The organism is Mucilaginibacter phyllosphaerae (assembly GCF_004378255.1).
Classification (GTDB): Bacteria; Bacteroidota; Bacteroidia; order Sphingobacteriales; family Sphingobacteriaceae; genus Mucilaginibacter; species Mucilaginibacter phyllosphaerae.
The window spans coordinates 149,241-163,250 of the sequence record NZ_SNQG01000007.1 but is presented as its reverse complement, the minus strand read 5'-3'; the positions used below and the strand labels follow the sequence as shown (position 1 = coordinate 163,250).

15 protein-coding genes are annotated in these 14,010 nt (G+C 43.8%); 14 read left to right on the top strand and 1 reads right to left on the bottom strand.

Translation table 11 applies throughout. The features are described from left to right. Nucleotides 1-53 precede the first annotated feature (53 nt). The 4 genes from E2R65_RS17885 to E2R65_RS17870 are packed head-to-tail and all read left to right on the top strand — an operon-like array spanning nt 54 to nt 2,923. Nucleotides 54-1,028 (top strand): ABC transporter substrate-binding protein, encoded by a 975-nt coding sequence (locus E2R65_RS17885; protein ID WP_134337862.1) that lies wholly within the window; start codon nt 54-56, stop codon nt 1,026-1,028. Beyond that, a complete protein-coding gene (locus E2R65_RS17880; protein WP_134337861.1) occupies nt 1,028-1,894 on the top strand; it encodes an ABC transporter permease in 867 nt (288 codons plus the stop codon). Before E2R65_RS17885 ends, E2R65_RS17880 begins: the two co-directional genes overlap by 1 nt. Then, nucleotides 1,891-2,640, top strand: a complete 750-nt coding sequence (locus E2R65_RS17875) for an ABC transporter ATP-binding protein (protein ID WP_134337860.1) — start codon at nt 1,891-1,893, stop codon at nt 2,638-2,640. The genes E2R65_RS17880 and E2R65_RS17875 overlap by 4 nt, the downstream gene beginning before the upstream one ends. 34 nt (nt 2,641-2,674) lie before the next feature. Beyond that, nucleotides 2,675-2,923, top strand: coding sequence for a hypothetical protein (locus E2R65_RS17870; RefSeq protein WP_134337859.1), 249 nt, complete (start codon nt 2,675-2,677; stop codon nt 2,921-2,923). A gap of 81 nt (nt 2,924-3,004) precedes the next feature. Here the strand turns inward: E2R65_RS17870 and E2R65_RS17865 are convergent, their stop codons facing one another. Next, nucleotides 3,005-4,330 carry a Gfo/Idh/MocA family protein gene (locus E2R65_RS17865; RefSeq protein ID WP_134337858.1) on the bottom strand — a complete coding sequence of 442 codons (1,326 nt, stop codon included), beginning with the start codon at nt 4,328-4,330 and terminating at the stop codon, nt 3,005-3,007. Between the two features lie 141 nt (nt 4,331-4,471). Here E2R65_RS17865 and E2R65_RS17860 point away from each other — a divergent pair, with 141 nt between their 5' ends. The 10 genes from E2R65_RS17860 (at nt 4,472) to E2R65_RS17815 (ending at nt 14,008) form a co-directional block, all read left to right on the top strand. Next, entirely contained in the window at nt 4,472-4,957 is a 486-nt protein-coding gene (locus E2R65_RS17860) for a DUF421 domain-containing protein (RefSeq protein WP_134337857.1), read from the top strand. Between the two features lie 52 nt (nt 4,958-5,009). Then, entirely contained in the window at nt 5,010-5,702 is a 693-nt protein-coding gene (locus E2R65_RS17855; protein WP_134337856.1) for a class I SAM-dependent methyltransferase, read from the top strand. Between the two features lie 162 nt (nt 5,703-5,864). Next, the gene (locus E2R65_RS17850; RefSeq protein ID WP_134337855.1) at nt 5,865-6,422 is read left to right on the top strand and encodes a hypothetical protein; all 558 of its coding nucleotides are present in this window, start codon (nt 5,865-5,867) and stop codon (nt 6,420-6,422) included. Nucleotides 6,423-6,650: 228 nt separating this feature from the next. Then, nucleotides 6,651-7,547 carry a hypothetical protein gene (locus E2R65_RS17845; protein WP_158285295.1) on the top strand — a complete coding sequence of 299 codons (897 nt, stop codon included), beginning with the start codon at nt 6,651-6,653 and terminating at the stop codon, nt 7,545-7,547. Nucleotides 7,548-7,554: 7 nt separating this feature from the next. Beyond that, nucleotides 7,555-9,108 (top strand): phosphatase PAP2 family protein, encoded by a 1,554-nt coding sequence (locus E2R65_RS17840; protein ID WP_134337853.1) that lies wholly within the window; start codon nt 7,555-7,557, stop codon nt 9,106-9,108. Nucleotides 9,109-9,120: 12 nt separating this feature from the next. Next, entirely contained in the window at nt 9,121-9,918 is a 798-nt protein-coding gene (locus E2R65_RS17835) for a hypothetical protein (protein ID WP_134337852.1), read from the top strand. A 109-nt stretch (nt 9,919-10,027) separates the two neighbouring features. Continuing rightward, entirely contained in the window at nt 10,028-11,125 is a 1,098-nt protein-coding gene (locus E2R65_RS17830; protein ID WP_204986331.1) for a hypothetical protein, read from the top strand. A 160-nt stretch (nt 11,126-11,285) separates the two neighbouring features. Further along, on the top strand, nt 11,286-11,750 hold the full coding sequence (locus E2R65_RS17825; RefSeq protein ID WP_134337851.1) for a RidA family protein: 465 nt from the start codon (nt 11,286-11,288) through the stop codon (nt 11,748-11,750). Next, nucleotides 11,750-12,871 (top strand): D-TA family PLP-dependent enzyme, encoded by a 1,122-nt coding sequence (locus E2R65_RS17820; RefSeq protein WP_134337850.1) that lies wholly within the window; start codon nt 11,750-11,752, stop codon nt 12,869-12,871. The genes E2R65_RS17825 and E2R65_RS17820 overlap by 1 nt, the downstream gene beginning before the upstream one ends. Nucleotides 12,872-12,937: 66 nt before the next feature. Beyond that, on the top strand, nt 12,938-14,008 hold the full coding sequence (locus E2R65_RS17815) for a dipeptidase (protein WP_134337849.1): 1,071 nt from the start codon (nt 12,938-12,940) through the stop codon (nt 14,006-14,008). Nucleotides 14,009-14,010 lie beyond the last annotated feature (2 nt).

The window sequence follows — 14,010 nt, the reverse complement described above, 5'->3', positions numbered from 1 at the left end:
AAAGGTTGCGTTTATATGTTTTAATTTTTAGGTTGATTACATACCTTAGCAATATGAAATTTGCACGCGTTTTATTTGCAGTAGCAACTGTTGCCATTATCATCATATCCTGCTCATCATCTAAAAAAGGCAATACGCCCGTTGTGGGTTTTGTAGATGCCTTTGAAGATGCAACCATAGCACAAGCTAAATATGGGTTTATTGATGCCCTGAAGAAAAACGGTTTTAACGAAGAGCAAAAAACAGTTAAAATTGAATATCGTAATGCACAAGGGAGTATCCCAACGCTTACTCAAATAGTAAACTACTTTGTATCAAACCAGGTAACCCTGCTGGCTACCTCTACCACATTATCTACTGTGGCGGCCATCCAAAAAACCAAAATCATCCCCATTTTTCAGATGGTATCGCCCACGCCCGAAAGAATGAAGGTAATTAGCGCGAACGGCAAAGCCCCGGCAAACCTGTACGGCACCATGGAGGAATTGAATTATATTGACACTTCGTTTGCTATTATACCCCAGTTATTAAAACCTAAAGGTGCACAGCTCATCATCGGGATGATCTACAATCAATCGGAGCCGCAATCGGCAGATGCTTTGCAGCGCATACAGGGGCTTGCGGCCAAACTGAATGTGAAGGTTATTGCCCTGCCGCTAAATTCATCTGCGGATGCACAACTGGTAACGCAAGCCTTATTAAATAAAAACATCGATGCGTTTTTTGCCAACCCCGATAATACCGTTTTTGCCGCCTTTGAAACGATATTAAAAAGCTGTAATGAAAAGAACATTCCCATTTTTACCAGCGAGGCCGGATTGGTACAGCGGGGCGCGGTAGCCGCCTTTGGTGCCGATATTTATCAGTGGGGCTACCAATCGGGCCTGCAGGCCGCCCAATATCTTAAAACACATAAAACAGACGGATTGAAACTGGAGATGGTGAAAATTCGCAAAAGGGTTTATAACCCGGCTGCCGCCAAAAAGTATCACATCAGTATCCCTGCTGATTTTGAAGCTGTGAAATAATGGATTTTTACCTCACAGCTTTATTACAGGGACTATGCTTTGCGGGGATAGCGTTCGGCATCTATATTTCCATGAAGATATTTAACATTCCAGATATTACCACAGACGGCAGTTACACGCTTGGCGGCGTGGTAAGCGGGGCTATGCTTACACACAATTTATCAGGATACCTTATCTTACCTGCGGTGCTTTTAGCGGGGGCATTGGCAGGCGCGCTTACGGGCATCATCCACACCAAATTAAAAATAAACGCGTTGCTTGCCGGCATTTTGGTAATGACGGCCTTATACTCGGTTAACCTTACTATTCTTGGCCGGTCTAACCTGCCCTTGCTCAACATGCCCAACTTGTTTACATTAATAACATTTACCACTAATATCAATCAAAATTCATTAATTATTTTAACAGGGTTTGTGTTGGTTTTTACGCTGCTTATCGGCTACCTGTTAAAAACAGATTTTGGGATAGCCATGCGCGCCACCGGCAACAGCGAACCCATGATTCGTGCCCTGGGCGTAAATACCGACAGGATGAAGATCACCGGGCTGGCCCTTGCCAATGCCTTAACGGCTTTAAGCGGCTATTTAATAGTGCAATTGCAGGGTTTTGCCGATATCAGCATGGGGATTGGGATTGTGATAGTAGGCCTGGGATCGGTTATTATTGCCGAAACCATTATTAACTGGCTGCGTATCACATCGGTTTGGTGGAGTTTGGTTTTGGTAATGGCAGGGGCGGTAATATTCCAGTTTGTGCTGGCCTTTACGCTAAATATTGGGATAGATGCCAACCTGCTTAAATTGGTTACCGCTGTATTTGTATTACTGATTGTGGGCTTACCGCGTTTAACCGGGAGGCAGGCATGATACAGTTAAGCAACGTTCATAAAACTTTTAATACCGGCAAACCTAACCAGGTTGTTGCTATAAACAACATAAATTTACAAATAAATGCGGGTGAATTTATAGTGATAGTTGGCGCTAACGGTTCCGGTAAAACTACCCTGCTTAATTTACTTGCGGGTAATATTTTGCCAGATTCGGGTTTAATAAGTATTGATGACAATAACGTTACCCGCCTGCCCGAATACAGCCGCAGCAAATGGATAGCCCGGATCTTCCAAAACCCTTTATTGGGTACAGCCGCCGACCTGAGTATTATAGATAATTTCCGTTTGGCTGCATTGCGTACGCAAAACAAGGGCTTATCTATCGGCAAGAACGATAAATTTAAATCCCTGGTGAAAGAGCGGATAGCCACTCTGAACATGGGGCTGGAAGATAAAATTGAACAACCCATCGGTACACTGTCCGGCGGGCAGCGCCAGGCGCTTACCTTGCTCATGAGCGTGATGGATACCTGCAAAATATTGCTGCTTGATGAGCCAACTGCCGCGCTCGACCCACGATCGGCAGAACAGGTGTTGCGCATAGCTGATGACCTCATCAGGCAGTACCAGCTTACGGCGATAATGGTAACGCATAATTTAAAGGACGCCGGTAAATACGGTTCGCGCATCATACAGATGGGAGAGGGAGAGATTTTAAAGGATGTATCGGGCAGCGAAAAACAAAATTTAAAACAAAACGATATTTACGATTGGTTTGGATAATAAATGGCAAAGAAATTGTATTGCCATTTGTAACATGAAAAACACAACATTCGAAAATATATTTGACGCCTACCAATTGGTAAGCGGCGCAAAAATAAAAGCCAAAAAGTATGACGAAGTTTACGAATTGGGGCAGTACGACGGCACCAAACGCGGCTATGTTTTATACGCATTTGAAAACGGTGTACGTTTCGAAGATTTTAGCGTTATCATCTCCGAAAACGAACTGATGAACAACTACCAGATAGAAAAAGGTAACGTAAACCAGGCTATAGCAGCATAATCCATTTATGCTGGATTATGCTATTAAAGCTATAGAGATTACTAATACCGTATCTATTATATATAGAAATTAGCCGGCCTGTTAAAACTCATCCTTTGGTGCCGATCCGCGAAATGCATCGGGCTTATCAATTTTATTAAGTTTTACAGGCTTACCTGTTCTTGCAGATTCATATATAGCCTCCATAATAATATGATCCTGCAGGCCTTCCTCGCCGGGGGTATAGGGCGTTTTGTTTTCAAGAATGCATTGCGCCATATGGTCAAGTTCTAAGGTAAACTGGTCTTTTTCGCCCATATCGGGGCTTTGTTTTACTTCCAGGTTGCCTTGTGCCTGCGATGCCTCTATTTGCAGCCGCTGATAATCAAAGGCAGGGTCGAGGCCAAACCAGCCGCCGTTATCAGCATAGCAACGGTACCTTCTGGATTTATGCGTACCATAAGAGGTAGTTGCATTTACCAATGCGCCGCTGGGGAAGTGCATTTGCCACAATACACTTTCTTCAACCTCTTTAAATCTTGGGTCGCCCGGTGTACTGTAAACAGTGGCCATGACCATCTCGGGTTCCTCGCCCAGTATAAACCGCGAGGTGTTAAGGCAATATAAGCCTATATCAGGTAAAGAGCCGCCACCCGCCAAAGCTTTCTTCAGTCGCCATTGGCCGGGGGCGCCTGCATTTTGCGTATTGGCCAATTCTATGATCTTAACCCTGCCAAAATGCTTATCACGCGCCCATTTCATAGCCAGCCGGTTATGCGGCTCGTATTGTATGCGATAAGCTATCATCAGCTTTTTACCTGCGTCTTTACAGGCCTTTATCATTCGGCGTGCCTGTTCAGCCGAGTTGGCCATTGGTTTTTCGCAAAGTACATGCTTGCCAGCTTTTGCTGCCCTTATGGTAAACTCTTCGTGCATGCTGTTGGGCAACACAATGTACACTGCATCAATATCAGGGTTATTTTTTATCTGATCGAAATTTTGATAGCTGTAGATATTTTTAGGGGCAATACCATACTGCGCTGCAACTTTTTGTGCTTTATCAGGATGCCCGCTTACCAGGGCAACGGGCTTGGCATATTTACTGCTACCAAAAGCGGGCATGATCTGGTTTAATGCCAGGTCGCCCAGGCCTACAATGGCAAAGCCAATACGTTTTTGCGGCGGCAGAAGTGCAGGCGGCCCGCTCAACTTTTGCTCTGAAAGAGCGTCGCGCGGGGGGAGGTTTACGGAGATCGTATCTGCCAGTGATTTACCCCCGTTAACGCTTTGTGCGCTTGACGAGCACGAGGCTAACTCACCAATTACGGTTGCTGCTAAAATGCCTATGCCCGCATCTTCCATAAACCTGCGGCGGTTGTAGCCTATGGCCGGCGTATTATTGGTATTTGTTGGCTCATTGTTTTCCATTGTTGCGTGGTATTTATATAATCACGCATTTTGCAACAGTTTGTTTGCGGTTATTTTATTTATTAGATAATTAATAAATCATTAAGCAATATTTCTATTAAAACAATTATCCGCATCACTTAATTATATCTGATACTGTTTATGGAAACTATTATCAAAATATTTGGCGAGGGGAAAGATCTAACCCTGCTGCAGATGAGTGCACGCGCGTTAGTGGTTTATTTTATTGCATTGGTGCTGATACACATTTCGGGTAAAAGAACCTTTGGTAAAAAATCGGCCTTTGATACTACTATCACCATTATACTTGGAGCCATACTCAGCAGGGCAGTAGCTGGCGCTTCACCATTTTTAGCAACCGTTGCGGCTTGTTTGCTGCTGGTATTGATCCATCGGCTTTTGGAATGGCTGATATTAGGTAGTAAAGGCTTTAGTAAAGTTTTAAAGGGCGAAAAGATTTTGCTTTACGGGGATGGTAGTATTAAAAGGCAAAACCTGCGTAAATGCCTGATGACCGAAGATGACCTGATGAGCGATGTACGGCTTAAAGCCAATGAAGGTACACTCGAAAATATAAAAGAAGTATATATGGAAAATACCGGCGAATTAAGTGTTGTAAAGAAATAGAGTTGACACTTTAATATGCAATGCTTTTCTTTGATTAATAAACTCCCAACTTTTGAAAGATATATTTGGCCAGGCGCTGTTTGATCATTACAAACAAAACGGCAAGCATAAATTATGGATCAACAACACTTACGGCCCTAAAGAAGAAATGCCGCTGGATGTGTACCTGCGCACCGTGGATGAAATGCCAGATCTTGAAATTATTGCCCTTAATAATTGCAGTGGTAAAATACTGGATATTGGTGCCGGAGCAGGGAGCCATGCTTTAGTTTTACAAAACAAAGGCCTGGATATAACCGCAATGGATATATCTGAACTTGCGGTTACCATTATGCTGCAACGCGGCGTTAAGCGGGCTGTTGCCGCCGATATTTTTAGTTACAGGCAGGATACTTATGATACCTTGCTTTTAATGATGAATGGTATTGGCTTGTGTGGCACTGTAGAAGGTTTACGCCGTTTTTTACAGCATGCTAAAATACTGCTGAACAAAGGAGGGCAATTGTTATTTGACTCATCAGATATTGCTTATCTGTATGAGGAAAATTTGCCAGGGGGTAAAACTTATTATGGCGAATTATCCTACCAGTATATTTATAAAGGCAATAAAACCGACTGGTTTAAATGGCTATATATTGATAAGGATAATCTGACAGCTATAGCAGCCGAAGAAGGCTGGATAACCCAGGTTTTATATGAAGATGATATGGACCAGTATCTGGCAAGGCTAACGTGTTTTATTTAGCGTTGCAGAATATCCGTTTACTGTGTTTATAGCCAAACCTTTGTGCAGATGATAATTTTTTTACAATTTAATACACATCTTGTTTTAGATATTTGTAATTTTTTTGCGATAATTAAATATTTATATATATTTACAACTGTAAGTCCCTAATACTAATAACCGGTGAGAAGGTTTTTCGCTTTATTTTTACTAAGCATACATCTATTTAATATAGGTGGTTACAGCCTTGCCTTACAATATTTCATTCACCGGTCCGAAATAACCATCGTAAAAAACATCTACGAAAACAAAGTTGATGCCACCCAGCTTGTGCAAATAAAGGTGCCTGTAAAAAATAAAGTTATTACAGATTGGCCCGACTACGAGCGCATACAAGGGCAGATACAACTTAAAGATGGCTTTTATAACTATGTAGGTGTAAAAATGACCAGGGACACCATGTACCTGGTTTGCGTTGCCAACAGCACCAAAACCAAGCTTTTTAATGCCAATATTATTATGGCTAAAAATGTGAGCGATGCACCGTTAAGCAAAAAAGGTGAACAGGCGCCTGTTAAAAAGCTTTCATCGCCGGCATCATCAGAGTATAATAACCCCGAGGTTAACTTTGTGTTTTTAAGTTTTACAGACGCTGTAGACAAACGTGAAAACCCTATATCTTCCAAACTAACCCATCCTTACATCGAATCTCCGGGCAAACCGCCAAACTATATCGGTTGATTGATATATTCCTTATAATTTATTTTTCTGATTGGGTAAGGTAAAACCTGTGTTTTGTCGTAACGCAGTATATTATCTATACGCCCCCGTCAGAATGAAATTGAGTATCAGCCATTATTTTGTGAGATTTTTAGTGGCTGATGCTTAATTAAAAAGATCATTCCTATCACTTTAAAACTTAATATGAAACACTGTTTACATTATATAAGCAGGTGTTACTTATGCATTTTGGCTTGTGTTGCTTTTACGCAAACGGTTAGCGCACAAACAGAAAATGATGCATTGATGATACCTAAAAATTACTTTTGTGCCGCCGGCGTTTATACCCACAACAGCTGGGATAAATACTGGGAAGGTACTTTTAAACGCGAGAACCTAAATCTGGGCACCATTAGCAGCAATGTTTATGCTGTTGGCGGTAATTATGGTTTAAGCAACAAGATTAACCTGTTGTTTATGATACCTTTTGTTCAATCTAACGCATCTGCAGGTACCCTGAGGGGCCAGCGTGGTGTGCAGGATATAAATCTTGCCGTTAAATGGATGGTCGTAAGGCAGGAGGTAGGTACCGGCTTGCTAAGTTTTCATGCTATTGCAACAGGCAGTATCCCCGTGGGTAATTACCAGGCCGATTTTTTGCCGCTTGCTATAGGTATGCGCAGCAGGAGCATTGGCCTGCGCGGTTTATTTAACTACCAGGTGGGCAGGTTTTTCGTTGCCGGGTCGGGCCAGTATGTGCGTAAAGATAATATCACTATCGACCGCGATTCGTACTACACCACCCAAATGCATTATACCAACCAGGTTGCTATGCCAAATGCAACCAACTTTTTGGCCAGTGCAGGTTACCGCAGTTTAAAGTTTAATGCCGAAGCTACCTTTACTAAGGTTAATACCATTGGCGGGTTTGATATCACTAAAAACAACATGCCTTTTCCAAGTAATAATATGGATGCAACCCTTGCCGGTGCTATTTTTAAATATAGCTTTCAATCGGTTGCCGGGCTTGAATTCACCGCCGGCGGCAATTATGTTTTAAAAGGCCGTAATGTTGGCCAAAACACATCCTTTTTTGGTGGTGTGTATTATGTGTTTTCGGTTAAAAAGGATAAATCTGAAAAATAACAAAGTGATGAAAAAAATTATACACTATATATTGCCCGCGGTATTATTAACGGTATTGTTATTTAATTCGTCATGCAAAAAAACAATTGAAGAACGTAACCAGCAGTTCCCGGCACTGGCGCCGGCTAATATCGATCTGAATGCTGATACCTGGACACCCATTTTAACTGCAGGCACCACTTTTACTGTAGCCACGCCGGATGCCGTTACCACACCCAATTACCTGGCCGATCTTAACGAGATCAAAAGCTATCAGCGTAACCTTACAGGTGCACAAAAGGATATCATCAAATACTGGAGTGCCGGCTCTGTTTTACGCTGGAACGAGATCCTGCGCGAGTTAGTTGCCAAACACAACCTGCCGCCATATCAAAACGCAGATAACACATACCCGTTTCCTAATGCGGCTAACCCGCTGGCATATCCGTTATTTCCATTCTCTAACCCGCCCTATGCGGCACGTGCCTATGCCTATGTAAGCGCAGCGCAATATGATGCATTGGTTGCAGCCTGGAAGTTTAAGAAGCAGTTTAACCGTGCAGCGCCGTACAAAAACGATGCGGCCGTGCAGGCGCTTATACCCAAGTCAGATCTGCCGTCGTACCCGAGCGAAGATGCGGTTGTAGCCGGTGTTACCGCCAAAATGATGGAGCTTTTATTTCCTGGTGACCTGGATTACATCCAGCAAAAAGTTGCCGAAGAGAAATTATACCGCATTATGGCCGGTGCCAATACGCGGTCTGATATGGATGCAGGCGAAAATTTAGGCAAACAGGTTGCTGCCGTATTTTTAGCGCGTGCCCGTGCAGATGGCGCCGGTAAAGCTGCCGGTGCAAAAGAAGATTGGGACAAACTGGAGGCTGATACCAAAGCAGCCGGCAACACCCCTTGGATAAGTTTAGAATTGCCTAAACGCCCGCCAATGCTGCCCATGTTCACAAAGGTTAACCCGTTTTTATTTAACACCGCTACGGTGGTATCCTTACGCCCGCCTGCCCCTTATGCAACCAGCTCGCCGGAGTTTAAAAAGGAAGCGGATGAAGTGTTAGCCATGAGCCAGAACCATAGCCGCGAACACGAACGTATTGTTGCTTTTTGGGCCGATGGTGTAGGTACAGTAACCCCGCCGGGCCACTGGAACAGTATTGCCGCCGAAGAGTTTGTGAAGCACAGTTATAGCGAAGTACGCTGGGCACGCAATTTTGCGTTGTTAAACATGGCCGAAATGGATGCCGCTATTGTTTGCTGGGATGCCAAGTACTATTACTTTAACCCGCGCCCAACACAGATGGTGTTAACTATAAAAACCTTAACAGGCATACCCAACTTCCCGTCGTACACTTCCGGCCACTCTAACTTTAGCGGTGCCGCAGCAACAGTTTTAGGCTACCTGGTGCCAGAAAAAGCATCTGCCTTTATGGATATGGCGCATGAAGCAGCCATGTCGAGGTTATATGGTGCTATTCACTACCGCAGCGATTGCGAGGTTGGTTTGCAAACAGGTATCAAAGTGGGCCAATTTGCAATTGCCAGGGGCAAGGCAGACGGTGCATCAAACTAAGTGAAGGTAACAATGGTAAAAACCGAACAAAAAATACATTACGTTTTACGTTTAGCGGTAGCTATGTGCTTTATAGGGCACGGTGCTTTTGGCATTATTACCAAGCAAATATGGTGTAACTATTTTGCCGTATTTGGCATCGGTACTCAAACTGCTTATAAACTGATGCCCTGGGTTGGGGCAGCAGATATTGCTTTGGGCGTTATGATGCTGTTTCGCCCAATGCGCGCTATCGCGTTGTGGCTGGTTATCTGGGGCGCATTCACAGCGTCGCTGCGCCCGCTGTCCGGCGAGCCATTTGCAGAGTTGATTGAACGTGCGGGTAACTTCGGTGCACCGCTTGCACTTTTAGTTCTTTCTGGGGGTGTAAAGAACTTCCGGCAGTTATTTGAACCGATAGATCCTGCAAAAGATGTTGATGCCAAAACCGTTAGTAATGTTTTTACCTGCTTAAAATTAGTTGGCTTTCTGCTGCTTATGGGGCATGGCTGGTTAAACATCATTCAAAAAAAAGGGCTGTTAAACCAATATGCATTTATTGGGTTTAGTAACCCGGCCAGGGTTGCACAGCTTGCAGGCGTTTTTGAAATAGCTGCAGCCTTTTTAGTTTTAATAAAACCTGTTCGCAGTATTTTATTAGTGCTTATTATCTGGAAGATCTCCACAGAATTGCTGTATCCGCATTATGAAGTTTTTGAATGGATAGAACGTGGCGGCAGCTATGGCACACTGATAGCGTTATGGTTTACAAGTAAACAAATCTCAACAAATCTCAACAAATCTCACTATACCGTTTTTACAAAAAACTAAATACACAAGCGCACTTTAAACCTATTAATAAACCTGTTTACAGGTTACAGCCAGCCTTTGTTGGGTTGGTTGTATGCTTATATTTTACCAATATTAACCTATTATAATTATGAATTTTTTTTACAAATTCCTTACGGGGATTGCTGTATATATACTTTTTTTTAACACATATGTAAACGCACAGGGCTGTGTTGCCATCAGGGGTAATGGCTCATTCCTTACTATGGAGCACCCTATGCTGGATACCACAGTTGCATCAGAATCGAGCTGGTATTTTACCTCTTCTTACCGATACTTTAAGTCCTTCCGCCACTTTAAAGGCACCGAAGAACAAAAGCAAAGGCAAACCCTGCATAATGAAGTGGTTAATTTTCAAAATACAATTGATCTGGCACTTACCCGCAATTTCAACAAATACTGGTCGGTAACGGTGGGCATACCTTATCTTATCAATACCCGCTCATCATTATATGAACACGGCGGAGCAGAACGAAACAGATCCTACTCGCATGGCTTTGGTGATGCGCGCATCGTAGGTAACAGGTGGCTATTTGACAGCCATACAGCTAAACGTGGCAACATACAAATAGGCTTAGGTGTTAAGTTGCCAACAGGCAATTACAATTACATGAGCGAGTTTAAAAATGTTACGCCGTCAGAGCGCCCCGTAGATCAGTCAATCCAATTAGGCGATGGGGGTGTGGGGATCATTGCAGAGATCAATGGCTTCATGAATTTTGGGAGCAGGTTTGGCGGTTACACCAATCTGTACTACATGGCAAACCCGCGTAATACAAATGGCACCCGCACCTACCGCGAAACCCTAAGGGCCACATTAGCCAATGAAAGCATCATGAGCGTGCCAGATCAGTTTTTGGCGAGATTGGGCGTTAATTATACGTTAAGTGGCGCTTTTAGGGCGTTAACGGTATCTGCCGGGGGCCGTATAGAAGGTATCCCGGTACGCGATCTGATAGGCAAAAGTGATGCTTTCCGCCGCCCGGGTTATGTGCTGTCTGTCGAGCCATCTTTAAACTATAGCTTTAAAAGATTTAACCTGTTTGCGAATGTGCCAATTGCTGTAAAAAGAGACCGTACACAAAGCGTAACCGATAAAGAGAACTCTGTTAAATCGGGCACTTATGTTATAGGTGATGCAGCTTTTGCAGATTACTCTTTAAACTTTGGCGTATCGTTTAAATTATAATAATATAGTTATGTGAGTGAGAGGCTGGGGTGGTTCCCGGCCTTTTTTGTTTGATGTTGTTAAAAAACCAATAATTAGCTTTAGGCATAGTAAAGGCCTTTTTTAAATGCTTTGTGTTAAAAAAACACTATGTTTTATTAAAAAATTATAGATTTACAAAATGAACTCACCTGAACAAAATTTTGAAGCATTAGGCTTAAATCTGCCGCCTGCACCCAAACCCCTTGGCGTTTACAAACCTTGTTTAATTGACGGAAAATATCTGTATCTATCCGGCCACGGCACCGTGCAGGATGACGGCAGCCTGATCATTGGCCGCATAGGTGATACCATTAGCCAGGAAGACGGCAAGCTTGCTGCAAGGCAGGTTGGTTTAGCCATGCTGGCAACTATAAAAGCAAATATTGGCAGCCTGGATAAAGTTAAACGTGTTATAAAAGTATTAGGCATGGTTAACTGCACACCCGATTTTGAAAAGCACCCGTTCATTATAAATGGCGCAAGCGAATTGTTTGCTAAAGTATGGGGCGAAGAGAATGGCATTGGCGTACGCAGTGCGGTAGGTATGGGTTCGCTGCCGGATAATATCCCTGTGGAGATAGAAGCTTTATTTGAATTGGTGTAATGAATAGCACTGCATCAGACTGGTATATTATCAGCAATACTGATGAACTGGATACCCCTGCATTGGTGGTATATCCCGATAGGGTGATAAGTAACATCAACCTGTTAAAAACAATGGTTGATGATATATCCCGTTTACGGCCGCACGCTAAAACCCATAAAAATTCGGATGCTGCAAAATTAATGCTGCAGGCAGGCATCACCAAATTTAAGTGCGCTACCATTGCCGAAGCAGAAATGCTGGGCATGGCCGGCGCACCTGATGTGTTGCTGGCATACCAGCCTACAGGGCCAAAACTAAAGCGGTTTGTACAGCTAATAAAGGCTTATCCCCAAACGGCATACTCTTGCCTGGTAGATAACGATGTTACAGCCCATGCCGTTGCTAATGAAGCTACGGCAAGTGATGCGGTAATATCTGTTTATATAGACATGAATGTAGGCATGAACCGTACGGGGATCATCCCCGGTGCGGATGCACTGGCTTTGTATAAAAAGTGCCTGCAACTACCGGGTTTAAATATGGCAGGCCTGCATGCTTATGACGGGCATATCCATGATAGTGATTATTCCGTTCGCCAAAAGCGTAGTGATGAAAGTTTATCGCCGGTATTTAAGTTGATGGATGATATTACGACAGCAGGCTATGCCCGCCCGCAATTGATTGCCGGCGGCTCGCCAACGTTCCCTATCGTATCAAAAATAAAAGGCATACAAGTTAGCCCCGGTACTTTTGTTTATTGGGATAAGGGGTATCAGGCAGCCTATCCCGAACAACCTTTTTTACCCTCGGCCCTGCTGATAGCGCGTGTAGTTTCGTTGCCCGAAGATGGGAAAATATGTATTGATCTGGGCCATAAATCGGTATCGGCAGAGAACGAACTGGCTAAACGCGTGTACTTTTTAAATGCTCCGGAATTAAAATTCATTAGCCATAGCGAAGAGCACCTGGTAGCTGATGCAGGTAAACATCATCACTATAAAGTAGGTGATGTATTGTATGGGTTGCCTTATCACATATGCCCATCAGTTGCTTTATATGAGTGTGCTTTAACTATTGAAGATAAGTTAGTTACCGGTGAATGGAGAACGATTGCCCGCGACAGAAAAATAACTATTTAATCAATCGGTAAAATGATTACACAATCGATGCCATCATTAATCAACCGCAGTAACACCCCTTAATCTATGTTCATAATTGATGCCCATTTAGACCTTAGCATGAACGCGCTGGAATGGAACCGCGACCTGCAAAGGCCCGTTACCGAAATAAACCACCGGGAAAAAGATTTAACAGATAAGCCCGACCGTGCTAAAGCGGTAGTGTCATTACCAGAGCTTCGTAAAGGCAACATCGGCCTGGTAGTGGCTACCCAAATTGGCCGTTATGTAGCGCCTGATAACAACTTACCCGGCTGGCACTCGCCACAACAAGCCTGGGCGCAAACACAGGGCCAGCTTGCCTGGTATAAAGCCATGGAAGATGCCGGGCAGATGACACAGGTAAATGATTTGCAAACCCTGGATAAGCACCTGGCCACATGGTGCAATGGTGAAGATAACACAAACAAACCTGTAGGCTATATTTTAAGCCTGGAAGGTGCCGATTCTATTGTGAACGTAAGTTACCTGGAAGGTGCCTATCAAAACGGGTTACGCGCTATAGGGCCTGCACATTACGGGCCGGGGCGCTATGCCAATGGTACGGATGCAACGGGTAAAATGGATATTAATGGTATTGAATTATTAAAAGAGATGGAGCGTTTGAATATTATTTTAGATGCCACCCACCTATGCGATGATGCCTTTTGGCAGGCGCTTGATAATTTTAACGGGCCTGTTTGGGCCAGCCATAACAATTGCCGTGCGTTGGTGAACCACAACCGCCAGTACAGCGATGAAATGATAAAAGCGCTTATTGACCGCGGTGCAGTAATAGGCGCCGCTTTAGATGCCTGGATGATGGTACCCAATTGGGTGAGGGGGCAATCAACTCCCCGCCAGATGAACTGCAACCTGGAGGTGATGGTAGATCATATCGATCATATTTGCCAGATAGCCGGTAATACGCTGCATGTAGGTATGGGCACCGATCTGGATGGGGCTTTTGGCCGCGAGCAATGCCCTTATGACCTGGAAACCATTGCCGATATGCAAAAAGTGCCCGCTTTATTGCAAAAGCGTGGCTATAATATTACGGATATTGAAAACATGATGCATGGTAATTGGTTACGTTTCCTGAAGAATAGCTGGAAATAAAG